Origin of the sequence: Deinococcus seoulensis (genome assembly GCF_014648115.1) — a bacterium.
Taxonomy (GTDB): Bacteria; Deinococcota; Deinococci; order Deinococcales; family Deinococcaceae; genus Deinococcus; species Deinococcus seoulensis.
Genome location: NZ_BMQM01000018.1, coordinates 49,484 through 71,738 on the forward strand (window position 1 = coordinate 49,484; position 22,255 = coordinate 71,738).

Sequence of the window (22,255 nt, forward strand, 5' to 3'; positions counted from 1 at the left end):
CCCGAAAGGCCCAGACCCTTACAAAGTGCCGCCCGGAAACGCGCCATGCTGGGAGTGAACGGAGGTCTTCATGGCGCGCATTACCCGGTACAGCAAGTTCGAGGGGGAACTGGATCAGCTGGATTCCAGTGAACTGATGCAGATGATTCAGGAGGCGCTGCTGGGGCAGGGCATGAACGACCCGTACGACCCGGACCCGAATGCCCGGCCCAGCATGGACGACCTGTTCGACGCGATCCTGGAAGCGCTGGCCGAGCGCGGCATGATCCCCGAAGAGCAGCTGCTGGAGGCCATGCAGGCCGACGACATCCGCGAGACGGGGCTGGGGCAGCAGATTCAGCAATTGATGGACCGCCTGCAACAGGACGGCTTCATCCGCAAGGAATTCGAGGATGGCGAGGGCGGCGGCGCGGGCGAACCCGGCGACGCGAAGTTCCAGCTGACCGACAAGAGCATCGATTTCCTGGGGTACAAGAGCCTGCGGGACCTGATGGGCGGCCTGGGCCGCAGCAGCGCGGGCGCGCACGACACCCGCGAGTACGCCAGTGGCGTCGAGATGACCGGCGAACTCAAGGGGTACGAGTTCGGGGACACCATGAACCTCGACACGACCGCCACGCTGGGCAACGTGATCAGCAAGGGCTTCGACAACCTCGAAGAGAGCGATCTGGTCATCCGGCAGGCCGAGTACAACAGCTCGGCGGCGACGGTGGTGCTGCTGGACTGCTCTCACTCCATGATCCTGTACGGCGAGGACCGCTTCACGCCCGCCAAGCAGGTGGCGCTGGCGCTGGCGCACCTGATCCGCACGCAGTACCCGGGCGACACCGTGAAGTTCGTGCTGTTCCACGACAGCGCCGAGGAAGTGCCGGTCTCCAGGCTGGCGCAGGCGCAGATCGGGCCGTACCACACGAACACGGCGGGCGGCCTGCGACTGGCGCAGCAGCTGCTCAAGCGTGAGAACAAGGACATGAAGCAGATCGTGATGATCACGGACGGAAAACCCAGCGCCCTGACCCTCCCGGACGGCCGGATCTACAAGAACGCTTACGGCCTGGACCCCTACGTGCTGGGCGCGACCCTGCGCGAGGTCGCCAACTGCCGCCGCAGCGGCATTCAGGTGAACACGTTCATGCTGGCCCGCGACCCGGAACTGGTGGGCTTCGTGCGCCGCGTCAGCGAGATGACACGCGGCAAGGCGTACTTCACGACGCCGCAGAACATCGGGCAGTACGTGCTGATGGACTTCGTGACGAACAAGACCAAACTGGTGAACTGAACGGCAGGCCGCACAGAAAGCCGCTGGCGCATTCACGCTGCCAGCGGCCTTTTCTGATGTCCTGCCTGATGTGCTGTTCGGTGGCGGGCGGGTGCCTCAGCCCATCTTGACGAACATGGGCGGTTTGACGCCCACCATGCGGGCCATGACCCACACCTGGCCCTTGTGGTGCGCCTCGTGCGTGATGATCATGTCGAGCAGGGCGGTGACGGGCATCTCGCGGCCGCCGAAGGCCGGGACGCGGCGGGCGAGGTCGTCGTCGCTCAGGGCGCTGATGGCGGCCAGGGCCAGTTCGTTGGTGTCCCACAGGCGGCCGCGCGCCTCGGTGAGGGTCTGGCTGGGTTCCGGGGCGGGCGCGGGCGCCTGTCCCTGGATCATGCTGAGGAAGCGGGTGGCACTGACCGACAGGTGGTCGGCCTGCGCCATGAAGTTCATGCCGCCTTCCCAGGCGCTGAAGCCGCCCTGGTCCTCGGGCAGTTGATCGTAGAGGTCCATCAGGGCGGCGCGGTGCATCTGGAAGGCGCGGGCGTAGTTCGCGGATCGGGTCATGAATGGCAGCATAAAGGGGCGGCCCCCACGTGTGTGAGGGCCGCGCTTCAGTCTGTGCTGGGACGGGGGTTCAGCGGGCGCGCAGGGCGTCGCGGATTTCCATCAGGAGTTTCTCTTCGTTGCTGGGACCGGCGGGCGCGGCCTCGACCGGCTTGGCGAGGCGTTCGCGGAACTTGTTGTAGGGCACGACGACCACGAAGTAGATGACGGCCATGGTGAGCAGGAAGGTGATCAGGGCCGTGATGAACAGGCCATAATCGAAGTCCACGCCGTCGACCGTGAATTTGCCGCCGACGGCGCCGCCGCCCGTGACCAGTTTGATCAGGGGGTTGATGAAGGCGTTCGAGAAGGCCGTGACGAGCGCCGCGAAGGCCGCGCCGGTGACGACGGCGATGGCGAGGTCGACGATGTTGCCACGCATGATGAAATCCTTGAATCCGCTGATCATGCGTGAAGTTTTACACTCCTTTCATTGGATGGCAATGCAATTCACATAAGGTTGTCTAGTTTACTTTGGGGGTGATGTGGGGTATTTCAGGTCCAGAAGCGCCATTTTCTGCTACCAATCGCAGACAACCCCCCCCAGCGGGCCATACCACTTGCGCCTCCCGCCCTCATCAGGCCAGAGCGCCCGCACCAGACGTCAGGTACGCGGCCCGGCCGCAAGCCGCAGGGTGTCACGCGCGGCGTCCTGCTCGGCGCTTTCCATCATGCGCGCCCCCCGCATGGTCGCCCCGACCACCAGACCACCCGCGATCAATATGAGGTTCTTCAGGATGTACTGCCCTTCCAGGTTCGGGACCAGCGGCACGAACTTGAACGTCTCGGCGGGAAAGAACACCAGCGGCAGGAACGTCCCGGCCATCTGCGCGAACAGCAGCAGCAGCGTGACCCGCATGAACCGGCCCGTCAGCAGGCCCAGCCCGATCAGGCACTCCCAGGTCGCCAGGACCGGCAGGCTCACCTGCGGCGGCACCAGCCCGAACGTCAGGACCGAGATGGTCCGCGTGGCGAGCGCCTCGGCGGAACTGAGACCCGGAAAGAACTTCTGCGCGCCGAACCACACGAAAATCAGCCCCAGCGCCAGCCGCAGCAGCGTCACGCCGTGCCGCACCCACCAGCCCACCAGCCGCAGTTCAAGGGCGTCCACCTTCTGCGCCAGTGGCGCGGCGTCCCGGCGGGGCGGAACGGTCAGGGTGGCCGCGAGGCGCGATTCGATAAAGGGTGTTTTTCGCATGGTGGAACCTCCGGCGCGTGGCCTGGAACGTGACGTGTCCTGGAAGAAGTGGCCTGGAACGTGAATCGGTGACGGTGAAATCCAGGCTGACCGCGTGAAGGATTCACCGCCGCCGCCCGGCCTGCCCCGAACACTTGCCGGGTCCTGAACAGTCATATGCGCCGCAGTCCCGATCGGATGACGGGCCGGTCAGTCTGGCCGCCACATGAAGGTCGCGCCAACCGTCCGGGCATCCACGCGTAGCACCGACCCGGCGCCATCCAACCGTCCGTTTCAACGATCAACGCGGGCTGGCACGACGGAAAACACCCGGCGCGCGACCGGGCACTGCTGTCCATCGGGCCCAGACCACGACAGGGGCGGCAGCCTCAGCCGGGGGCAGATGTGCGCCCGCTGAGGCCGCCGCCCCCGTTCCCTGCCCTGTCCCTTTCCGCTTAAGCCTGACCGCGCATGTTCTGCTCGGCCACCTGCACGGACGCCGGTTCCTCGCGCCCGCTGTCCTTCACGGCATGCGCGCTCATGCCCCACTGGTGACCGCTGCTCTGCGCGCCCTGAAGGATCACGCGGGCCAGTTCGCCCAGCGTCGCGCCACCCGGCCGGATGTCCATGCGCAACTCGGCGCGCAGTTCATCCAGGCTCACGTCGTCCAGCATCAGCTCGGTGCCGTAGCGCAGGGTGGTGGGCGGCACGATCAGCAGGTCCGCCTCGCCCGGCTTGATGGCGTGCCGGAAGCAGCGGCCCGTCAGCAGGCCCGCCACGGTCGTGACCTTCCCGAACGTCTTGTTCTCGATGGCGCGCACCTCCAGGGTCAGGCCCTCGATGGCCCGCAGCGGCTCGACGGCCCGGTCCAGGGACTCGGCGAACAGCGAACCCGTGCCCAGGATCACGCGCCGGGGCTCGGGCAGCGCCGCCGGGAGTTCCGGCAGAGCCTCGGTCAGGAAGTCGCGGATCATGCCCACGCCGTTTTCCAGCATCGGGAAGCCCTCGTACTCCTCCTCGGTCGGCAGCGGCTCTCCGGCCAGCAGGTACAGTTCGTCGCTGGGGAACACGAAGCGCGTACCCCGCTCGGTCAGGAAGCGCTTGCGCCACACGTTCAGGCGGCGCAGGCTGTCCTGCGCTTCCTCCCGCGTGAAGGTCCGCACGTCCGGCAGGTTCGTGCGGTGCGAGGTCAGACCGATCGGCACGACCGCCGCGCTGATCACGTTCGGACGGCTCGCCAGGTACTCCACGGTCTCGTCGAGGTTCTCGCGGTCGTTGCGTTCCGGGACCAGCACGATCTGCGTGTACAGGTCGATCTGCTCCAGGCGCTCGATCATGGAGCGGATCTGCACGGCCTGCTGGTCTTTGACCTTCAGGCGCCACCACTTCATCATGTCCTGCCGCAGGTCCTGGTTCGCCGTGTGAACCGACACATACAGCGGCGAGAGGTTCTCGTTCTCGATCCGCTGAATGTCCCCCTCCGAGAGGTTCGTCAGGGTCACGAACGACCCGTACAGGAACGACAGGCGGTAATCGTCGTCCATGATGTACAGGCTCTTGCGGAAGCCGCGCGGCATCTGATGCACGTAACAGAAATCGCACTTGTTCGCGCACTTCTTGATGCCGTCGAACAGCACCTCCTCGAACTCCAGGCCCGGATCCTCCCACTCCACGTCGAACGTGAACGTGTCCTCCAGGCTGGGCGGGGACGGCAGGAACAACCGGTGGTGATCCTGCGCCGTGCCCGCCACGCCCGTCATGACGCGCGGCGCCTCCTTCGGCCGGGCGATCTCCAGAGTCGCGCGCCCCTGCGACAGCGCGTGCCGGTACGCCAGCACGTCCGTGACGGGCTCGCCGTTCACGCGCAGCAGCACGTCACCCGGCTGCACGCCCGCCCGCTCGGCGGCACTGCCACCCTCGACCGATTTGATCGGTGCGGGAAAAACCTGATCCTGCATATTCTCAGCTGCCGTCACAACACATCACCCCTTTTCGGGACTCCAGTGGCGGCCCCGCATCAAGCACAACAGCATAACAACCCGTTACAGGGCCGGGTGTGAGTCAAAGCGGGATTGGCGGAGGAAGGCACGAACGCCGCCCCCGCACCCAGCGTTCCGGCCTACCCGATCTGCCGCAGCAGGTTCACCGTCTCGATCATCGCCAGAACCGCCTCGCCGCCCTTGTTCCCCGCCTTGATCCCCGCGCGGTTCAGGGCCTGCTCGACCGTGTCCGTCGTCAGCACGCCGAACGCCACGGGCACCCCCGTGTGCAGGCTGGTGTTCAGGATGCCGTTCGCCGCGCCCCCCGCCACGAAATCGTAGTGATCCGTATCGCCCTTGATGACGGCCCCCAGGCACACCACCGCGTCATACTTCCCGGACTCCGCCAGCTTCCGCGCAATCAGCGGCACCTCGTAACTCCCCGGCGCGAGGAAATGATCCAGGTTCCCGGTCTTCCCGCCGTGCTGCACGAACGCCAGCTCCGCCCCCTCCACCAGACGGTCCACGATCAGATGATTCCAGCGGGTACTGACAACAGCGAACTTCAGGTCGGTGGCAAGCAGATTGGCTTCAATTCGGTTCATGGTGGGTCTCCTCGGAAAGGGGATGAAGTGTGGGTGATGGGTGGTGAAGCTGCGGGCGAACCCCTCCGCCCTTCGGGCACCTCCCCTCAAGGGGAGGCAGGGGTGTGTCCTTGGCTCCCCTTGAGGGGAGCTGGCGGCGAAGCCGACTGAGGGGTTCTCAGTCCCCGCTGCCGTCGGTGCCGATGTGGCCGAGTTTTTCGGCTTTGGTGCTGAGGTAGGCGGTGTTGTGTTCGTTGCGGCCGACGTGGAGGGGCACGCGTTCGACGACTTCCAGGCCGAAGCCGCCCAGGGAGTGGAGTTTGCGGGGGTTGTTGGTGAGGACGCGCAGTTGCCGCGCGCCCAGCAGGTGGAGCATCTGCGCGCCGATGCCGAAGTCGCGGGCGTCGGCGGGGAACCCCAGTTGCAGGTTCGCCTCGACGGTGTCGGCACCGCCGTCCTGGAGGTGATAGGCGCGGATCTTGTTCAGCAGGCCGATGCCGCGCCCTTCCTGCCGGAGGTACACGAGGACGCCGCGGCCCTCGGCGGCGATGGCCTGCATGGCCGCGTCGCGTTGCGGGCCGCAGTCGCAGCGCAGGCTGTGGAAGCCGTCCCCGGTGAGGCATTCGCTGTGCACGCGCACGAGCAGAGGGTCCGGGGTGACGTCGCCCATGACGAGCGCGACGTGTTCCGCGCCGGTCAGGGAGTCCTCGAAGCCGACGATGCGGAACTCGCCGTGCTCGGTGGGCAACTTCGCTTCCGCGACCAGCTGCATGAAGGGGTCGTGTTCCAGGCGGTACGCGATCAGCCCCTCGATGCTGCCGACCTTCAGGCTGTGCCGTTCGCCGAACGCGAGGAGGTCCGGGAGGCGGCTCATCTCGCCGTCGTCGCCCATGATCTCGCAGATCACGCCGACGGGCGGGAAGCCCGCCAGCCGGGCGAGGTCGCACCCGGCCTCGGTGTGTCCGGCGCGGCGCAGCACCCCGCCGGGCCGCGCGACGAGCGGGAAGATGTGGCCAGGGCGGCGGAAATCGGCGGGTTTCGCCCCGTCATCCATCAGGGCGGCAATGGTGGCGGCGCGGTCGAAGGCGCTGATGCCGGTGCTGTTGCTGACGTGGTCCACGCTGACGGTGAACGCCGTGCCGTTCGGGTCCGTGCTGCTGCCCACCATGGGCGTCAGGTCCAGCGCACGGGCGCGGTCGGGCGTGAGGGTCACGCAGATCAGGCCGCGGCCCTCGCGCGCCATGAAGTTCACCCACTCGGGCGTCGCCGTGGCTGCGGGCATCAGCAGGTCGCCCTCGTTCTCGCGGTTCTCGTCGTCCACGAGGATCACGGGCCGCCCGGCCCGCAGTTCCGCCAGCAGCTCAGGGATGGAGGCGAGGGTCACAGCACGCCTCCTTCCACGATCGGCGAGTCTGAGGGTCCAAGGGTCTGAGAGTCCGAGGAACAACCCGCCCCCTCAATCCGCCCCTTCGACCCTTCAGACTTCAGACCTTCAGACCCTTCGACCCGTTGACCCACCTCCCAGTCGCGCATCAGGATCAGCCGCTCGACGTACTTGGCCATCTGGTCGGCCTCCAGATTCACCTGCGTGCCCGCCGCCCAGGTGTGCAGGGTGGTGACCTCCAGCGTGTGCGGCACGAGCCACAGCGTGAATTCGTCCGGGCGCAGGTCCGCGCGGCTGCCCGCCGGACCCCCTGCGTCCACGACGGTCAGGCTCACGCCGTCCACGGTGACGCTCCCTTTCGGCACGAGGTACCGCGCGAGGTGCGGCGCGGCGCGCACCGTCATGGTGTACGCGCCGGGCTGGGCGTCCACGCGCAGGACCGTGCCCACGCCGTCCACGTGCCCGCTCACGACGTGCCCGCCGAAGCGCGCGTGGGCGGTCATGGCGCGCTCCAGGTTCACCTTGACGCCCTCCCGCCAGTGTGGGGCGGTCTTGGCGAGCGTCTCGCGGCTGAGGTCCACGGTGAAGCCCGTCGCGTCCCAGGTGGTCACGGTCAGGCAGGTGCCGTTCACGGCGATGCTCTCGCCCAGTTCGACGTCCGCCCACATGCGGGCGGGCTGGATGGTGACGGTCAGGTTCCCCTCGTTCTCGGTGGTGCGGGCGATCTGCCCGACCTGTTCGATGATTCCAGTAAACATGCTTTGACCTCGGGTGGAGGCAGGGGCGCACTCGCCGCTCCTCCACGGGGAAGGAAGCTTCAGACGCGCGGGATGCCCTGCAGCAGACCGGTGATCAGGACGTCCGGGCCGAGGGTTTCGACCGTCACGTCCTGCAACGCCTGCGCCTCGTGCATGGGGCGCGCGGGGCCGGTCAGGGGGCTCAGGCCCGCGCCGAGGAGTTTCGGGGACACGAACACCCGTACCTCGTCCACCAGTCCCTGCGCTAAGAAGGCACTCAGGAGGGTCGGGCCACCCTCCAACAGCACGCTGCTGAGGCCCAGGCCCACCAGTCCGCTCAGGGCGTCCGGCAGCGAGTCGGCGCGCTGCACGGTGATCCCGGCGGCCTCGTGCGCGGTCGCGTCGGCGTCCGGGGCGGTCACGAGCACCGCGCCGTCGCGCCACGCGCGGGCCTGCGGGTCGCTCGACGCGCGGCGGTCGAACACCACCGGGCGCGGGTCCCGGCCCCCCGGCACGCCACGCGTCGTCAGTGTCGGATCGTCCAGCCCCAGCGTGCCGCTCCCGACCGCGATGGCGTCCAGTTCGTCACGCCAGCGCATGGTGCGCTCTCGGGCCTCCGTGCCGCTGACCGCGCCGTTACCCTCGTCCAGCGCGGCCACCTTGCCGTCCAGGGTCATGGCGTACTTCGCCACCACCCACGGGCGGCCCCGCACGATCAGACTGCGGAAGCCCGCCTGCTGCCGCACGGCCTGGGCCTCCAGCACGCCCACCGTGACCTCGATCCCGGCGTCCCGGAGCCGCTGCACGCCGCGCCCCGCCACCAGCGGGTTCGGGTCCAGCGCCGCCACGACCACCCGCCGCACGCCCGCCGCGATCAACGCGTCCGCGCAGGGCGGCGTGCGCCCGTGATGACTGCACGGTTCCAGCGTCACGTACGCGGTGGCCCCACGCGCCTGCTCGCCCGCGCCTTGCAGGGCGAACACCTCCGCGTGCGGCTCACCGGCCCTCGGGTGGAAGCCTCGCCCCACCACGTCCTCGCCCTGCACGATCACGCAGCCCACGGGGGGATTCGGCGCGGTGCGGCCCAGTCCTCTGGCAGCCTCCGCCAGCGCAAGCGTCATGAACCGCTCGTCTACCGGCAGTGCCGCCGCCACCCCTGCGGGTGGAGCATTCACTTCATACATGGTCTGTCGCCACCTGCTGGGGGGCAGGCAGCGTTCCTCCTTCTCTCATCCGGACTGAATGGGCCACAGGCTCGGGGACGGCCCCTCGCCTTTCTTGATCCGCCTGAGCGTCTCTGCGCGCCATAACACCGTCGGCTCCGGAATCTCACCGGATCGGGCCTGCGCGTGGTGCAGTCTGCGCGGGCTTCGCGGGCTGAGGCTCACGCCATCACCGCCGGTAGGGAATTCCACCCCACCCCGAAGGAAGCGGCCCACCCGAGAGCGGGCCACCTAGAAATTAACAGGCTTTCCCGGAACGGGTGTGGGAGAAATCAGACACCCGGCGGGGGACAATCCGCCACGCGCCATGGCGTCTGCTGAACGCAGCAACGCATCCTCTCCCCCTTTCCACGCTGCTGGAGGCCACCCCATGAAGACCATGCTCCTCACCGGAGGCAGCGGCGTACTGGGCCGCGCCCTCCTGCCTGCCCTGGAGGGCCGCGCGGACGTGCGCGTCCTGTCGCGCCACGCCGACCCCCGCCCCGCCTTCCGGCAGGGCGACCTGCAGACCGGCGCGGGCCTCGCGGACGCGCTGCGAGGCGTGGACACCGTCATTCACGCGGCCAGCCAGCCGTCGCGGCCCCAGTCGGACGTCGAGATGACCGGCGTGCTCCTCGCGGCAGCGCGGGAGGCGGGCGTGCGGCACGTCGTGTACGTCAGCATCGTGGGCTGCGATCAGGTGCGGGCGTTCCCGTACTACCGCGCCAAGACCCAGACCGAGGCGCTGGTCGCGGCGGGCGGCGTGCCGTTCACGGTGGTGCGCGCCACGCAGTTCCATGAGTTCGTGGCGTTCATGCTGTCGCGCCTGACCCGCGCGCCGCTGCTGCCCCTGCCGGGCCTGCCCCTCCAGCCGGTGGATGTCCACGCCGCCGCCGCGCAGATCGCTCAGGTCGCGCTGGGTGCCCCGCAGGGCCGCGCGCCGGACATCGTCGGGCCGCAGGTGCTCGCCCTGCCGGACCTCGCCCGCACCTGGGCCGACGCGACCGGCACCCGCACCCGCGTCCTGCCCGTCCCCGCCGCGCGGCGCTTCACGCCCCTCACCCGCCCGGACCTGAGCGGCGTGGGCCGCACCTGGGCGCAATGGCTCGCGCAGGAGGCCACGCGCCCCAACCCCTACGCAGGCTGAGCCGGGCGGGGCGGCTGGTCGGCATTCAGGTCCACCAGTTCCGACTCCTGCCCCCCGCGCCAGATGAACACGCGTCCGGCGCGGGCGATCAGCAGCCGCCCCCGGCGGTCGAGGTCGGCCCAGGTGGCACCCTCCAGATCGGGCGACGGGCCTTCCGCCAGCCAGCGGTACCGGACGAAGCGGTGGTACCGCTGATCGCTGATGAAGTTCATTTCCAGTGCCCCCTTGCGCAGCGTGAACGGGTGCGCTTCCCCCATGCCGATCCACTGCTCGGGCTCGTGCGTGACGCGCCAACCGGTCCCTTGAAGCGTCGCCGTCAGGGGATTGACCCCTTGCCTCCCTGGCGCGTGCAAAACCACGAACCCGGGTGGGTGGATCAGTTGCTGTCTTGTCAGGTCGGTGTGGTTGACCTGGATCGTGCGTGAGTCCCGGAACGCGCCGCCTCCGCTCCAGCCGTCCGAGGCGTTCCACAGTCCGATGGCGTGCACCTGCGGCGGTTTCGACAGGGCCGTCCAACTCCACATCCTGACGCCGTAGCGTTCCATTGCCAGCGCCTGCTGCCGCTTCGATTCGTTCCGCGCGGCGTACAGCAGGTGCTCGCCGTCGGGCGAGAGGTCGCTCATCCACTCGTACAGCCGCCCCTGGAACCACGATCCGGGTGTCAGGGTGTCGGTGGCGGTGTCCCACAGGTACACGCGCGTCCACTGCGAGGGGCCGCGCCGGAAGAGCACCACGCGGTCGGCCTCGCTGGCGAGCAGGCCCCAGATGCGCGCCGGGACGAGTCCCTTCTTCATTCCAGCAGGGCGGCGAGTCCGCGTGACGCGACGTCCCGCACCACGTAGGTCATCTGGTGCGAGATCTCGGTGTCGGTGGGGTTGATCTCGATGGCGATCCCGCCGCGCCGCAGGGTCTCGGCGGCCAGGCCGGCGGCGGGGTACACGGCGCCGCTCGTGCCGATGACCAGCGCGACCTCGGCGGCGGCGAAGGCGTCCTGCGCGGCTTCCAGGGCGTTCTCGGGGAGGTACTCGCCGAACCAGACGACGTTGGGCCGCATGCGGTTCCCGAGCGGGGAGGTGGGCGGCGTGACCAGCTCAGCGGGCGCAGCGAGGGGGAACGTCTGCCCCGTGACCTCGTCCCGGCCGCTGAGGAGGTTGCCGTGCAGTTCCACGACCCGCCCGCCGTGTGTGCCGCTGCCCGCGCGGTGGTGCAGGCCGTCCACGTTCTGCGTGGCCAGGAAGAACCCCGCGCCTTTCTGTACCTCCAGCCGCGCCAGCAGGTCGTGCGCGCCGTTCGGCTGCGCGGCCAGCACGTCACGGTAGCGGCCCGCGTACCACTCCCAGACCATCTCGGGGTCGCGGCGGTACGCGGGCGGACTGGCGAGGTCCTCGGGCCGGAAGCGCGCCCAGTGGCCGGTCTGCGCGTCCCGGAAGGTGGGGATGCCGCTCTCGGCACTGACGCCCGCGCCGGTCAGCACGGCAACGCGGGAGGCGGCTTGCAGGGCGGTGCGGGCAGCAGCGAGATCCATGAGGGCAGGGTAGCCCGAACCCGGATGGCCACGCTGCCTCAACTCCGGCAGGGGTCAAAGTGGTTCAGGGCTCCCCGGTGGTGCCAGGGAGCCCTGATGTGGGTGGGGCTGACCGTTCAGCCTGGGGGCCGCGCGCCGGAGTGACCGGGTCCGTGGGTGCCCTGCGTCCAGGATTTGATCGAGCCTTGCAAGCTTGAGCGCTGAGCGTTCATGGAAAGAGGGTTGAGAGGTGTGAAGGCTGTCACCTGAACTGTCAACTTTGAGTGTTCAGCGGCCCCCCTGTGGGGGGTTGGTGCAGAAGACATCCAGTTTCCGGAAGTCAGGGAGTTAACCACATGACCCTGTGGTCGGGGCGGTCACGGCGCGCGCCGTTCGAACGGCCAGCCCCGGCCCTCACGGCACGTCGATCACCGTCAGGGCGTTGCTGACACTCAGGGTCTGATCGACCTCGGCAAGAAACGCGTCTACCTGATCCGACAGCCGGTCGATGTCCGCCTGTGCGTCCAGCGGGTCGAGCAGGCGCGCGGCGTTGCGGTCCATGAAGGAGCGGTGCAGCGCCTCGTACTCCGCGCCGCGTGAGCCTTCCTTGCCCAGCAGCGCCTGCGCCTGCTGATCGAGGCGTTCACCGGCCCGCTCGTTGTGCAGTTCGACTTCCCGCTGCGCGCGGGCGAGGTCGCTCCGCAGCCGCGCGATCAGGCGTTGCTCGAAGGCGACGCTGGCCTTGCGTTCGATCGCGGCGGCGACCGTGTAGGTCTGCCCGGCGATGTCCACGGTGGTGCGGGCGTTGCTGGCGACCACGGCCGCCTTGATGGCCGAGCGGCGGCGCAGCAGGTCCGTGACGCTCTGGCGGCGGGCCCTGGCGCGGTCGGTGAACTCGGCGGCGCTGCGGGCCTCGCGGGGCGGCTCCGCGCCGACCGTGAAGGTCACGAAGGGCGTCTCGTCGATCAGTTTGTTGGCGCGTTTCTCCAGCAGTTTCAGTTCGCTCAGGGCCTTGGTGATGGTCATTCGTTCACTGGACACAGGGACACCTCCGGATCAGGGGGGATCAGGGCCGGGTAGATTGAAGCAGGTGGACGGGAGCCGGAAACGCTGTCTCGAATGCGGCGGGAAGGAGAGCGGTGATGTCGGGCCGCCTGGGCAATTCAGGCTGAAAATAAAAAACCCGCCTGCTTCGGCGGTGATAAGGAAAGGATACCCCGGTATGCAGGGCGCGTCAACCCCCCACCACGCGGCCCGGTTTCTGCCGTCCAGCACGCCCTCTGCCGAGGCAGCCCCAGGTGCGTTATGCACCGTCGATGTACGCGGGCGGCACGCGGTCCACCAGCCACACGCCGTTCTCGCTGACGAACAGCACGTGTCCGGCGGCGTGCATCTCCCCTGCCCGGATGGTGAGGATGACAGGCGGGCCGCGCCGCGCGCCGACTCGCCGGGCGGTGTCCGGGTCGGGTGAGAGGTGGACGTGGTGGCGGTTCATGGGGCGCAGTCCCTCCTCGCGGATGGCGGGCAGGGCGCCAGCGTGCGTGCCGTGATACAGCCGCGCGGGCGGCGTGGCAGGTTCGAGTTGCAGGTCGACGGGCACGCTGTGACCCTGGTTGGCGCGGATGTGGTCGCCGCGCAGGCTGAAGCGCCCCTTGTCGCTTCCTACGACGACGGCCTCAACCTGCGGGCGGGTGACGTTCAGGTGCGAGAGCAGTGGCGCGAGCGGCACCCAGCCGCCGGGCGCGAGGGTCAGGCCCGCCTCGTGTGGGGCGTGGCGCAGCAGGTACGAGAGGCGTCTGGAGAGGGCGTGGTCGGTCATGGGGTCAGTGTGCGCGGGGTAAGGCCGGTGGGGGATCGGCCAGTTGGCGCAGGCCATCCGGCTGGGGGCGCGGTACGCTGCGGGCCATGACACAGCATGAGACGTGGGTGGCGCTGCGGGCGCACTGGCAGGAACTGGCGGACCTGGGTGGGATCGGGGCGCTGCTGGGGTGGGATCAGAGTACGTACCTGCCGGGCGCGGCGGGGTCGGGCCGGGCGCGGCAGCGGGCGCTGCTGGCGGGCGTGCGGCACGCGCGGGCGACGGACGCCGGGTATGGGCGGCTGCTGGATCAGGCGGGCGCGCTGGATCTGGGGCCTACTGAGGCGCGGATGCTGGGGGTGGCGCGGCGGGAGTTCGAGCGGGCGACGCGCCTGCCGGGGGAGTTCGTGCGGGCGTCGGCGCAGCATGCCGGTGAGAGTTACGCGGCGTGGGTGGAGGCGCGGCCCGCGAACGACTGGGCGCGGATGGTGCCGCTGCTGGAGCGGACGCTGGACCTGAGCGTGCAGCGCGCTGGTTTCTTCCCGGAGTTCGCGGACCCGATGGATTTCTTCGTGGACGCCTCGGATGAGGGGATGACGGCCGCGCAGGTGGACGCGGTATTCGCGGAGTTACGCGCGGCGCTGGTGCCGCTGGTGGACGCGGTCGCGGCGGCCCCGGCGCCCCGGATGGACTTCCTGGCGCGCGAGTACCCGATTCCCACGCAGTTGCGGCTGGGTGAGGAGGTCGGGGCGCTGTACGGGTACGATTTCGCGCGGGGGCGGCAGGATCTGACGGCGCATCCGTTCATGACGCGGCTGGGTGCGCGGGACGTGCGGATCACGACGCGGGCGCAGCTGGCGGACCCGACGGACGCGCTGTACTCGACGCTGCACGAGGTGGGGCACGCGCTGTACGAGCAGGGCGTCGCGGAGGACCTGCTGGACACCCCGCTGGGCGGAGGCGTGAGTGCCGGGGTGCACGAGAGTCAGTCGCGGCTGTGGGAGAACCTGGTGGGGCGGTCGCGGGCGTTCTGGGCGGGGCAGTTCGGGCGCTTCCGGGAGGCGTTCCCGGAGCAGCTTTCGGACGTGACCGAGGAGGAGATGTTCCGCGCGGTGAACGTGGTGCGCCGCAGCCTGATCCGCACGGACGCGGACGAGCTGACGTACAACCTGCACGTGATCACGCGCTACGAGCTGGAGCGGCAGCTGCTGGGCGGGTCGCTGGCCATTTCCGATCTGGCGGACGCGTGGCACGCGGCGTACGAGGCGAACCTGGGCCTGCGCGCCCCCAGTCACGTGGACGGCGTGCTTCAGGACGTGCACTGGTTCAGCGGCGGGATCGGCGGGGTGTTCCAGGGGTACACGCTGGGGAACGTGCTGAGCGCGCAGTTCTACGCGGCGGCCCAGGCGGCGAACCCGGACCTGGACGGGGACATCGCGCGGGGCGAGTTCGGTCGCCTGCACGGCTGGCTGCGCGAGCACGTGTACGCGCCGGGCCGGACGTTCACCCCGACCGAACTGGTGGAACGCGCGACCGGGCAGGGCATGACCGCCGCGCCGTACCTGGCGTACCTGCGCGGGAAGTACACGGACCTGTACAGCCTGTAATACGGACTCCGATTGAATGGCTTGTAGAGCCGTTCAATCCGAGCGGATGCGAGTAAGAGAGAAACGGGTTCCGGACGTGGAGTGGGCAGATCGGTGGTGTTCCGATCTGTCAGCGAAACAGACAGCAGTCCGTATGAGCGCCCCACGGAAAGGGCCGCCCGGCCGGGGGAACATCGGCGGGCGGCCCTGGGTTGGGGGTGTGGGGGCTGGGCAGGGCGCGGGGATCACCGCACAGGGTCTGCCGGTCCGGAGTTCAGTGTGCCACGCGGAGTATTTCGGGATTCTGACAGCGGCGGTGGGTCGCCCGTGAGGCTCAGCGGCGGCCGACGCCGGGCGCGAGGGTCAGGGGCGCGTCGAGTTTCAGCCAGATGAACTCGTTGGTGTCCTTCACGGCCGCGCCGCGCCCGCCGGTGCCGGGGTAGTTGTTGTCGTTCGCGACGAGGACGGTGGTGGCGTCGAGCACGATGACGTTCTCGATGGTCACGTACGGGAAGCGGAACACGCCGCCGGTCGTGCTGGGCGCCAGTCCCTGCGGGTCGGCGATGTTCAGCAGGTCGGCCAGCAGGTTCTTTTTCAGGGTGCCGTCGGCGTTGCGGTCGGTCAGGCTGACGCGGTAGAGGCGTTTGGTGCGGGCCGCGTCGCCGCTGCCGCCGTCGCGTTCGATGACGATCAGTTCCGAGGCGTTCACGGGCGTGATGTCCCCGATGGCGTTGCCGGGCGCGTCGAGCGGGTAACGGCCGGTCAGGGTCCACTTCTTCGTGGCGAGGTCGATGGCGTGCAGGCGCAGCTGGCCGGGCGCGTCGCCAGCCACGGTTTTTTCCAGCAGGGCGTGCAGGGTCTTCCCGTCGGGGCTGAGGGTCAGGCCCTCGAAGCCGCCGCTGCTGCCCAGCGTGGCGGCGCCGCTGCTGGCGCCCTGCGTGAAGGCGGGGTGCTGGGGGCTGCGGACTTCGGGCGCGGCGTACTCGGCGACCACCTTCGCGCCGGTGGCGGGGAAGTCGGTGAACAGGCCGTCCACGCCCGCCTGAATGGCCTGCCGCATCTCGGCTTCGGGGTTGTTGGCGTACTGGGCGGGCAGGAAGGTGGGTTCGTTCCGGAAGGTGTACGGGTGCACGAGCAGCCCGGCGGCGTGCGCGCGGGTCACGAAGTCGGTGGTCTGCCCCTTGCCGTCGATGATCCAGCCCTTGCTGGGGCCTATGCCGCTGGCGTACGTGGCGATGTCGCGCAGGCCCTCGGGGGTGGTCAGGTCGGCGTTCTGTCGGGGGTCCTTGCGGGCGGTCAGGTCGTAGGGCGCGCCGGTCTGGCCGCCCAGCAGCTGCACCAGCGGGAGTTTCACGCCGGCGGCGGGCATGATGGTGGCGTGCAGGTCGCGCAGGTTGCCCGTCTCGAAGGACTGGATGAACACGCGCGCCGGGTCCGTGAACCCTTCCTTCTTCAGGGTGTCGATCAGCAGTTGCGAGGTGTTCACGCCCGCCTGCGCGGCCATGAAGGTGGGGTGTTTCGTTTCGGGGTAGATGCCGACCCGGCGGCCGGTGCGGGTTTCGGTGTCGCGGATCAGGGCGATGATCTCGCTCAGGGTGGGCACCTCGAACTGCCCGTCGAAGGTGCGGCCACGCAGGGCCGGGAGGCGTTCCACGGCGCGCAGGGTCTTGAGTTCCGCCAGCGTGAAATCCTCGATCCAGTAGCCCGTGACGTCCTGCCCGTCCAGGTTCTTGGTCTTCACGCGCCCGGCGAATTCGGGGCGGGTGGCGACGTCGGTGGTGGCCTCCGTGACCTTGCCGTCCTTGTCCAGCACGACCATGACGGGTTCGTGCCGGGCGACCAGCACGCCGTCTTTCGTGACGACCAGATCCGGCTCGATGAAGTCCGCGCCCGCCTCGATGGCCACCCGGTACGCTTCCAGGGTGTGTTCCGGGCGGGTGCCGCTGCTGCCCCGGTGCCCGATCACGATGGGCGCCCGGCCGGTCAGGGTGGGCAGGCCCGGCAGGTTCGGGGTGGGCATGGGTGCGTCCAGCAGCACGCCGTCCGCGCTGAAGTGCAGCAGGTACGGCCCGAACTCGTCACCCACCCACAGCGTCCCGTCGGGCGCGACCACGAAGCCTTCCGGGTCGAAGTCCGCGCCGGTCAGCAGGCGCTCCGGGCTGGCCTCGTTCACGATCTGCCACGGCACGCGCCGCTCCGGGTCACGCAGCTGAACGAACGCGCCCACCTCCACCTTCCCGGTTCCCGTGGGCGCGGTCTTCGGGGTGAGGGTCAGGCGGTACAGGCGCAGCAGGTAATCGGCGCTGTTGTTCTTCGCGCCGAACCCGTTGTCGCTGAGGAACAGGTACGTGCCGTCCGGCGCGAACTGCACGCCGCTGAACCCCTGCACCGGCTGCTCCTGAAAGCGGGGCTGGCCGCGCAGGCCATTACTCCACGCGCCGCTGGCCGGGCCGGGCGCGAAGGTATCGGCAGGCAACTCGGCGTACCCAGCCAGCGTGACGGCCTGCGCGGACCCCACGCCCAGCAGCAGCGCGGCCGACAGGCGGATCATGAGGGCTTTCACGGACGTGCGGACAGCAGATGAGGAATTCACACCCGTCAGTTGAAGCCGCGCACGTCAGAGCAACGTGCGCGGCCGGTCAGCCCGGAGTCAGGGGGTCCCTCCGCACGGACCGGGTCGGCTTCGTGACCCCCTCACCCGCCCCTCCGGGGCACCCTCTCCCGCGGGGGGAGAGGGTCAACAGACGGCGCAGGAGCCGTGGTGACCCCGTTCACCCGAGTGCCTACTTGTCCTCGGTGAGCGCGAAGCCCCGGCTGAACTGCTTCTGCAGGGCCGTGAACACGATCAGGGGCGGCAGGGCCGTGATGACCGCGCCCGCCATCACGGCGCCCCAGTCGGTCTGTCCGCCCACCTCGATCAGTTTGCGCAGGCCCACCTGCACGACCTGCTTGTCGTCCTGCTGCATGATCACCAGCGGCCAGATGTACTGATCCCAGGCGTACACGAACTGAATGACGGCCAGCGCGCCGATGGTGTTCGTGCTCATGGGAATCAGGATGTGCGTCAGGTACCGCAGCGGGCCGCACCCGTCGATGCGGGCGGCGTCGGCGAGGCTGGTGGGGATGCTCAGGAAATGCTGCCGGAACAGGAACGTGCCGGTCGCGCTGGCCAGGAACGGCACGATGATCGCGGCGTACGTGTTCGCCCACTTCAGGTCGCGGCTGACCAGATCGAACAGCGCGATGATCAGCACCTCGGTGGGCAGCATCAGGGACAGCAGGACCAGCGTGAACGCCGCGCCCTTCAGCGGAAAGCGGAAGTACACGAACGCCAGCGCGGCCAGCAGGGCCAGCAGGGTCTTTCCGGCCGTGACGCACACGGCCACCACGAGACTGTTACGCATGTAGCGGCCCAGGTGCGCGTCCTCCCACACGCCCGAGAGGTTCTGGAGGAACGCGCCGCCGGGCAGCAGGCTGGGGCTCAGGACGACGCTGGACGTCTGGGTGCTCTTGATGACCGCGAAGATCAGGGGCGCGCTGATGATCAGGATCGCCACGATCAGCGCGGCGTGCGTGACCCACACGCCCCGCGCGCGGCGGGAGCGGGGGGCGGCCCGGTCGGCGCGGGCGGACGGCGCGGCCGGGTGTTTAACTGCCATAGTGCACCCGCCTCTCGCCCAGCCGGAACTGCATCCAGGTGACGAACGCCACCAGCGCCAGCATCAGGGCGGCCTGCGCGGCGGCCGCGCCGGTCCTGAAGTTCACGAAACCGTCCTGGTACAGCTGGTACACCAGGAACGTGGTCGCCCCGGCATTCCCGGTGTACGGCCCGCCGCGCGTGAGGATGTCCGTCAGGGCGAACGAGTCGAACAGCGCCGCGATGATGTTCGTGAACACCAGGAAGAACGTGATGGGGCTCAGCAGCGGGAACGCCACGCGCCAGAACACCTGCGCGGGGGTCGCGCCGTCGATCTCTGCGGCTTCCATCACGTCGCCCGGCAGGTTCTGGATGCTGGCCAAGTAGAACACGATGTTGTACGCCAGTCCCTTCCAGATGGCGGCCAGCGTGACCAGCCCGAACGCCAGGACGGGCGTGTCCAGCCAGCGGGGGCGCACGCCGAACAGTTCGCCCAGCAGGGCATTCACCACGCCGATCTCCGGGTTGAACAGGAACAGCCACAGCGTTCCGGCAATGGCGGGGCTCAGGGCGTAGGGGTAGATCAGCAGCAGGCGGTACGTACTCGCGCCACGCACGGGACGGCTGGCCAGCCACGCCAGTCCCAGGGACAGCAGCAGCCCGAACGTGACGGTCAGGACCGTGAACACCAGCGTCTGCAGCGCCACCTGCCGGTACGCGGGACTGGACAGCAACTCGGCGAAATTGGCGAGGCCCACGAACTGCTCGGTGCCCAGGATCACGTTGGCGCGGTACGCGGCCAGCCGCAGCGTCTGCAACGCCGGAAGGTAGATGAACACCGCCAGGATCAGCAGGCTGGGCAGCAGGAACACCCACGGCAGGGCGCGGCCCCGGAACACGGCGTTCTCGCTGGCGTCCGGGGCGGGGCGGGCGCGGCCAGGACTCAGCATGGACGGGCGGGGGGCGGGGTGGGTAGACGGGTCATTCGGTTGGCCTCCGGTGAATGGCGCGGGCGGCCCACCCTCCGTCAGGGAGGGACCGGGCCGCGCGGCAGGCAGGGCGAAACGGTGGGACGGATCAGGGGGTCAGGCAGAGTGCTTGTACGGGTTCCGTCTGTTTCGTTGACACCCCGGAAGAGAGCCGGGGTGCCAACTCCACGCCCGGAACCCGTTTCTCTCCTTCTCGCTCCGCTCGGACTGAACGGTTGTTGCGAACCATTCAGTCGGAGTGCTTACTTGAAGTTCGCGTTGTACTCGGCCAGCGCAGCGTCGGCGCGGGCCTTGGTTTCCTTCAGCGCGGCGTCCACGTTCTGCCCGGCCAGGACTTTCTGCACGCCTTCTTCCATGATCTTGCGGGTCTGGATGGCCGCGCCGTTCAGGCCGCCGGCGGTGGCGGTGCCCGGCACGGTGCGGGTCAGCTGGTTGAACGCCACGAGTTGCAGCGGCGTCTGCGTGAACCAGCCCTGCTTGCGCAGCAGCTCGATGCTGCTCTGGCGCACCGGGTAGTACCCGGTCAGTTTGTGCCAGTCGGCCATGTTCTGGGTGTTCGTCATGTACAGCGCGAAGTCCAGCGCGCCCTCGGCCTGCGCCTTGCTGATGCCCTTGCTGATCCACAGGCTGGCCCCGCCGATCACGACGCCGTTGCGTTTGGTGCCGTCCGCGATGGGCAGCACGCCCACGCCCACGCTGAAGCCAGCTTTCTTCGCGGCGTCGCGGATGTTGCCGATGTCGGCGGTGGACGTGATGTGGAACACGGACTTCTGGTTCGTGAAGATGGCGTCGCTGCCGTCCCAGTCTTCCAGTTTGCCGGTGTACGTGTAGTACCGGCGGTCCTGCATGGTCTTGAAGAACGTGAAGATGTTCTTCGCGGCCTTGCTGTCGAGGTTCGTGGCGGTCGCGCGGCCCTGACGGCCGTTGCCGTTGTTCAGGAGGGGCGCCCCCTGCTGCGCCATCCACTGCTCGATGAACCAGCCGTTCAGGCTCATGCCGAAGCAGGTGGTGTCCAGTTTCGCCGCCTCGATCTTCTGGCAGGCCTTGATAAGGCCGCCGTACGTGGTGGGCGGCTGCTTGGGGTCCAGGCCCGCTTTCTTCATCAGGTCCTGGTTGAAGTACAGGACCGGGCTGCTGGAGTTGAACGGCAGGCTGTTCACCTTCCCGCCGATGGTGTAGTAATTGATGACGGGCTTGATGTAATCGCCGAAATCGACGTTCTTGACGCTGCTGACCGGCTGGAACGCGCCGCTGTCCAGCGCCAGCTGACTGCCGACCTCGAAGATCTGCACGAGGGCCGGGGCCTTACCCTGACGCGCGGCGAGGATGGTCGCCTGCAGGCTGTCGTTGTAGCTGCCCTTGTAACTGGGCACGACCTTCACGCCGCTGTGCGTCTTGTTGTACTCGTCCGCGCGGGCCTGAATCCAGCCGCTGCGTTTGGCGTCCCCGAAGGAATGCCAGAATTCCACGGTGGTCTGCGCGGAAGCGATCTGCGTGGCAGTGGTGCCCAGCAGGGCCAGGGTCAGCATCAATTTGTTCACGCCCGCGAGCCTAGGCCCGTCCCATCAGCTTCTCATCATCGGCGTGTGATGGGTCTGTCAGGCACCCCAGAGGGCTGTCATGGCAGGACTTGCCCGCTCTCCCCGCCCCGCCCGGGCGGCGCTTGAGCAGGCCTTCAGGGAACGCGACCACCGGGCGCGGCGGGCCTACAGTCAGGGCATGATTCTCGTCACAGCCGCCACCGGTAACGTCGGGCGCGAACTCGTGCCCCAGCTTCTGGCCGCCGGACAGCAGGTCCGCGCAGGCACCCGCCACCCGCAGAAGGCGTCGTTCCCGACCGGCGCGCACGCCACGCACTTCGACTTCGGCGACGAGACCAGCGTCCGCGAGGCCGCCACCGGCGTGCAGGGCGTGTACCTGATCGTTCCGGAAACCGTGGACACAGAAACCCTGAAACGCACCCTGAACGTCATGAAGGAAGCGGGCGTGAACCACGTCGTGCTGCAATCCGGATTCGGCGCCGAGCAGGGCGACAACCCGCTGGGCGAGGCCGAGGACGCCGTCCGTGACAGCGGCCTGACCTGGACGGTCCTGCGCCCCAACTGGTTCATGCAGAACTACAACCAGATGTTCCGGCGCGGCATCCGCGACCGCCACGAGTTCGCCGAACCCGCCGGAGAGCAACGCACCAGCTTCATCGACACGCGCGACATCGCCGCCGCCGCCGTGATCGTCCTCACGCAACCCGGCCACGACGCCCGCGAATACCCCCTGACCGGCCCGCACTCCATCGACCGGCACGCCGTCGCCGCCGCCCTCAGCAGCGCCCTGGGCCACACCATCACCTACCGCCCCGTCGACGACGACGGCTTCGTGGACTTCCTGGTCTCCACCGGCGAGAGCGACGAGGAAGAAGCGCGCGGCATCGCCTCCATCTACCCGCCCATCCGCGCCGGCGACACCGCCCCCACCACCCCCGACCTGCACACCCTGACCGGCAGCACCGGCCACACCATCGAGGACTTCGCGCAGCACTACCGGCAGGACTGGTTGATGGCTGATGGCTGATGGCTGATGGCTGATGGCTGATGGCTGATGGTCAACAGCGTCTGCGCGGCGCCTCTGGCTATGTCAAGGCCAACCCACTGGCTACACATTGCTGCC

General features: G+C 68.8%; 19 protein-coding genes, 1 pseudogene and 1 riboswitch. Of the genes and pseudogenes, 4 read left to right on the top strand and 16 right to left on the bottom strand.

Translation table 11 applies throughout. From position 1 onward, the window contains the following. The first annotated feature begins 70 nt into the window (after positions 1–70). A complete protein-coding gene (locus tag IEY70_RS13275; protein WP_189065511.1) occupies positions 71–1,279 on the top strand; it encodes a vWA domain-containing protein in 1,209 nt (402 codons plus the stop codon). A gap of 96 nt (positions 1,280–1,375) precedes the next feature. On the opposite strand, the gene IEY70_RS13280 is transcribed toward IEY70_RS13275, so the two are convergent. The 8 genes and pseudogenes from IEY70_RS13280 to ribD form a co-directional block, all read right to left on the bottom strand. Beyond that, positions 1,376–1,828, bottom strand: a complete 453-nt coding sequence (locus tag IEY70_RS13280) for a DinB family protein (protein WP_189065512.1) — start codon at positions 1,826–1,828, stop codon at positions 1,376–1,378. A 70-nt stretch (positions 1,829–1,898) separates the two neighbouring features. Then, complete coding sequence (mscL, locus tag IEY70_RS13285; protein ID WP_189065513.1) at positions 1,899–2,276, bottom strand: large conductance mechanosensitive channel protein MscL; 378 nt, start codon at positions 2,274–2,276, stop codon at positions 1,899–1,901. A gap of 195 nt (positions 2,277–2,471) precedes the next feature. Beyond that, positions 2,472–3,065: a DoxX family protein gene (locus IEY70_RS13290; protein WP_189065514.1), complete on the bottom strand. Its 594-nt coding sequence runs from the start codon at positions 3,063–3,065 to the stop codon at positions 2,472–2,474. A 434-nt stretch (positions 3,066–3,499) separates the two neighbouring features. Continuing rightward, positions 3,500–5,002: a DUF512 domain-containing protein gene (locus IEY70_RS13295; RefSeq protein ID WP_189065515.1), complete on the bottom strand. Its 1,503-nt coding sequence runs from the start codon at positions 5,000–5,002 to the stop codon at positions 3,500–3,502. 161 nt (positions 5,003–5,163) lie between these two features. Beyond that, positions 5,164–5,628 carry a 6,7-dimethyl-8-ribityllumazine synthase gene (gene ribH / locus IEY70_RS13300; RefSeq protein ID WP_189065516.1) on the bottom strand — a complete coding sequence of 155 codons (465 nt, stop codon included), beginning with the start codon at positions 5,626–5,628 and terminating at the stop codon, positions 5,164–5,166. A 157-nt stretch (positions 5,629–5,785) separates the two neighbouring features. After that, positions 5,786–6,991: a bifunctional 3,4-dihydroxy-2-butanone-4-phosphate synthase/GTP cyclohydrolase II gene (locus IEY70_RS13305; RefSeq protein WP_189065517.1), complete on the bottom strand. Its 1,206-nt coding sequence runs from the start codon at positions 6,989–6,991 to the stop codon at positions 5,786–5,788. A gap of 137 nt (positions 6,992–7,128) precedes the next feature. Then, a pseudogene (locus IEY70_RS13310) lies at positions 7,129–7,749 on the bottom strand (riboflavin synthase); the annotation flags it as partial. Between the two features lie 59 nt (positions 7,750–7,808). Then, positions 7,809–8,849 carry a bifunctional diaminohydroxyphosphoribosylaminopyrimidine deaminase/5-amino-6-(5-phosphoribosylamino)uracil reductase RibD gene (gene ribD / locus IEY70_RS13315; protein WP_189065519.1) on the bottom strand — a complete coding sequence of 347 codons (1,041 nt, stop codon included), beginning with the start codon at positions 8,847–8,849 and terminating at the stop codon, positions 7,809–7,811. Between the two features lie 96 nt (positions 8,850–8,945). Beyond that, positions 8,946–9,161: riboswitch (FMN riboswitch) on the bottom strand. 160 nt (positions 9,162–9,321) lie between these two features. Here ribD and IEY70_RS13320 point away from each other — a divergent pair. Next, positions 9,322–10,077 (top strand): SDR family oxidoreductase, encoded by a 756-nt coding sequence (locus tag IEY70_RS13320; RefSeq protein WP_189065520.1) that lies wholly within the window; start codon positions 9,322–9,324, stop codon positions 10,075–10,077. Here IEY70_RS13320 and IEY70_RS13325 read toward each other — a convergent pair. From IEY70_RS13325 to IEY70_RS13340, 4 genes are all read right to left on the bottom strand, one after another. Further along, a complete protein-coding gene (locus IEY70_RS13325) occupies positions 10,065–10,871 on the bottom strand; it encodes a hypothetical protein (protein WP_189065521.1) in 807 nt (268 codons plus the stop codon). The genes IEY70_RS13320 and IEY70_RS13325 overlap by 13 nt on opposite strands. Next, positions 10,868–11,602 carry a Sir2 family NAD-dependent protein deacetylase gene (locus IEY70_RS13330; RefSeq protein ID WP_189065522.1) on the bottom strand — a complete coding sequence of 245 codons (735 nt, stop codon included), beginning with the start codon at positions 11,600–11,602 and terminating at the stop codon, positions 10,868–10,870. The genes IEY70_RS13325 and IEY70_RS13330 overlap by 4 nt, the downstream gene beginning before the upstream one ends. Positions 11,603–11,995: 393 nt before the next feature. Beyond that, positions 11,996–12,622: a hypothetical protein gene (locus tag IEY70_RS13335; protein ID WP_189065523.1), complete on the bottom strand. Its 627-nt coding sequence runs from the start codon at positions 12,620–12,622 to the stop codon at positions 11,996–11,998. A gap of 262 nt (positions 12,623–12,884) precedes the next feature. Then, on the bottom strand, positions 12,885–13,400 hold the full coding sequence (locus IEY70_RS13340) for an RNA 2'-phosphotransferase (RefSeq protein ID WP_189065524.1): 516 nt from the start codon (positions 13,398–13,400) through the stop codon (positions 12,885–12,887). A gap of 86 nt (positions 13,401–13,486) precedes the next feature. Between IEY70_RS13340 and IEY70_RS13345 the strand changes: the two genes are divergently transcribed. Further along, complete coding sequence (locus IEY70_RS13345) at positions 13,487–14,986, top strand: carboxypeptidase M32 (protein WP_189065525.1); 1,500 nt, start codon at positions 13,487–13,489, stop codon at positions 14,984–14,986. Positions 14,987–15,299: 313 nt separating this feature from the next. Here IEY70_RS13345 and IEY70_RS13350 read toward each other — a convergent pair whose 3' ends face one another. The 4 genes from IEY70_RS13350 to IEY70_RS13365 form a co-directional block, all read right to left on the bottom strand. Further along, complete coding sequence (locus IEY70_RS13350) at positions 15,300–17,558, bottom strand: esterase-like activity of phytase family protein (protein ID WP_308425522.1); 2,259 nt, start codon at positions 17,556–17,558, stop codon at positions 15,300–15,302. A 190-nt stretch (positions 17,559–17,748) separates the two neighbouring features. Continuing rightward, complete coding sequence (locus IEY70_RS13355) at positions 17,749–18,624, bottom strand: carbohydrate ABC transporter permease (protein WP_189065526.1); 876 nt, start codon at positions 18,622–18,624, stop codon at positions 17,749–17,751. Further along, complete coding sequence (locus IEY70_RS13360) at positions 18,614–19,552, bottom strand: carbohydrate ABC transporter permease (RefSeq protein ID WP_189065527.1); 939 nt, start codon at positions 19,550–19,552, stop codon at positions 18,614–18,616. The genes IEY70_RS13355 and IEY70_RS13360 overlap by 11 nt, the downstream gene beginning before the upstream one ends. 281 nt (positions 19,553–19,833) lie before the next feature. Further along, positions 19,834–21,120, bottom strand: coding sequence for an ABC transporter substrate-binding protein (locus IEY70_RS13365; protein WP_189065545.1), 1,287 nt, complete (start codon positions 21,118–21,120; stop codon positions 19,834–19,836). A gap of 190 nt (positions 21,121–21,310) precedes the next feature. Between IEY70_RS13365 and IEY70_RS13370 the strand changes: the two genes are divergently transcribed. After that, positions 21,311–22,159, top strand: a complete 849-nt coding sequence (locus IEY70_RS13370) for an NAD(P)H-binding protein (RefSeq protein ID WP_189065528.1) — start codon at positions 21,311–21,313, stop codon at positions 22,157–22,159. Positions 22,160–22,255 lie beyond the last annotated feature (96 nt).

Excerpts from the sequence above, each read along its gene's own strand:
- IEY70_RS13340 (WP_189065524.1), bottom strand. The coding sequence starts at position 13,400 with ATGACCGACCACGCCCTCTCCAGACGCCTCTCGTACCTGCTGCGCCAC.
- IEY70_RS13295 (WP_189065515.1), bottom strand. The coding sequence starts at position 5,002 with ATGCAGGATCAGGTTTTTCCCGCACCGATCAAATCGGTCGAGGGTGGC.
- IEY70_RS13365 (WP_189065545.1), bottom strand. The coding sequence starts at position 21,120 with ATGCTGACCCTGGCCCTGCTGGGCACCACTGCCACGCAGATCGCTTCC.
- IEY70_RS13345 (WP_189065525.1), top strand. The coding sequence starts at position 13,487 with ATGACACAGCATGAGACGTGGGTGGCGCTGCGGGCGCACTGGCAGGAA.
- IEY70_RS13360 (WP_189065527.1), bottom strand. The coding sequence starts at position 19,552 with ATGCTGAGTCCTGGCCGCGCCCGCCCCGCCCCGGACGCCAGCGAGAAC.
- IEY70_RS13355 (WP_189065526.1), bottom strand. The coding sequence starts at position 18,624 with ATGGCAGTTAAACACCCGGCCGCGCCGTCCGCCCGCGCCGACCGGGCC.
- IEY70_RS13370 (WP_189065528.1), top strand. The coding sequence starts at position 21,311 with ATGATTCTCGTCACAGCCGCCACCGGTAACGTCGGGCGCGAACTCGTG.
- IEY70_RS13275 (WP_189065511.1), top strand. The coding sequence starts at position 71 with ATGGCGCGCATTACCCGGTACAGCAAGTTCGAGGGGGAACTGGATCAG.
- IEY70_RS13330 (WP_189065522.1), bottom strand. The coding sequence starts at position 11,602 with ATGGATCTCGCTGCTGCCCGCACCGCCCTGCAAGCCGCCTCCCGCGTT.
- IEY70_RS13280 (WP_189065512.1), bottom strand. The coding sequence starts at position 1,828 with ATGACCCGATCCGCGAACTACGCCCGCGCCTTCCAGATGCACCGCGCC.
- IEY70_RS13325 (WP_189065521.1), bottom strand. The coding sequence starts at position 10,871 with ATGAAGAAGGGACTCGTCCCGGCGCGCATCTGGGGCCTGCTCGCCAGC.
- ribD (WP_189065519.1), bottom strand. The coding sequence starts at position 8,849 with ATGACGCTTGCGCTGGCGGAGGCTGCCAGAGGACTGGGCCGCACCGCG.
- IEY70_RS13320 (WP_189065520.1), top strand. The coding sequence starts at position 9,322 with ATGAAGACCATGCTCCTCACCGGAGGCAGCGGCGTACTGGGCCGCGCC.
- ribH (WP_189065516.1), bottom strand. The coding sequence starts at position 5,628 with ATGAACCGAATTGAAGCCAATCTGCTTGCCACCGACCTGAAGTTCGCT.
- mscL (WP_189065513.1), bottom strand. The coding sequence starts at position 2,276 with ATGATCAGCGGATTCAAGGATTTCATCATGCGTGGCAACATCGTCGAC.
- IEY70_RS13290 (WP_189065514.1), bottom strand. The coding sequence starts at position 3,065 with ATGCGAAAAACACCCTTTATCGAATCGCGCCTCGCGGCCACCCTGACC.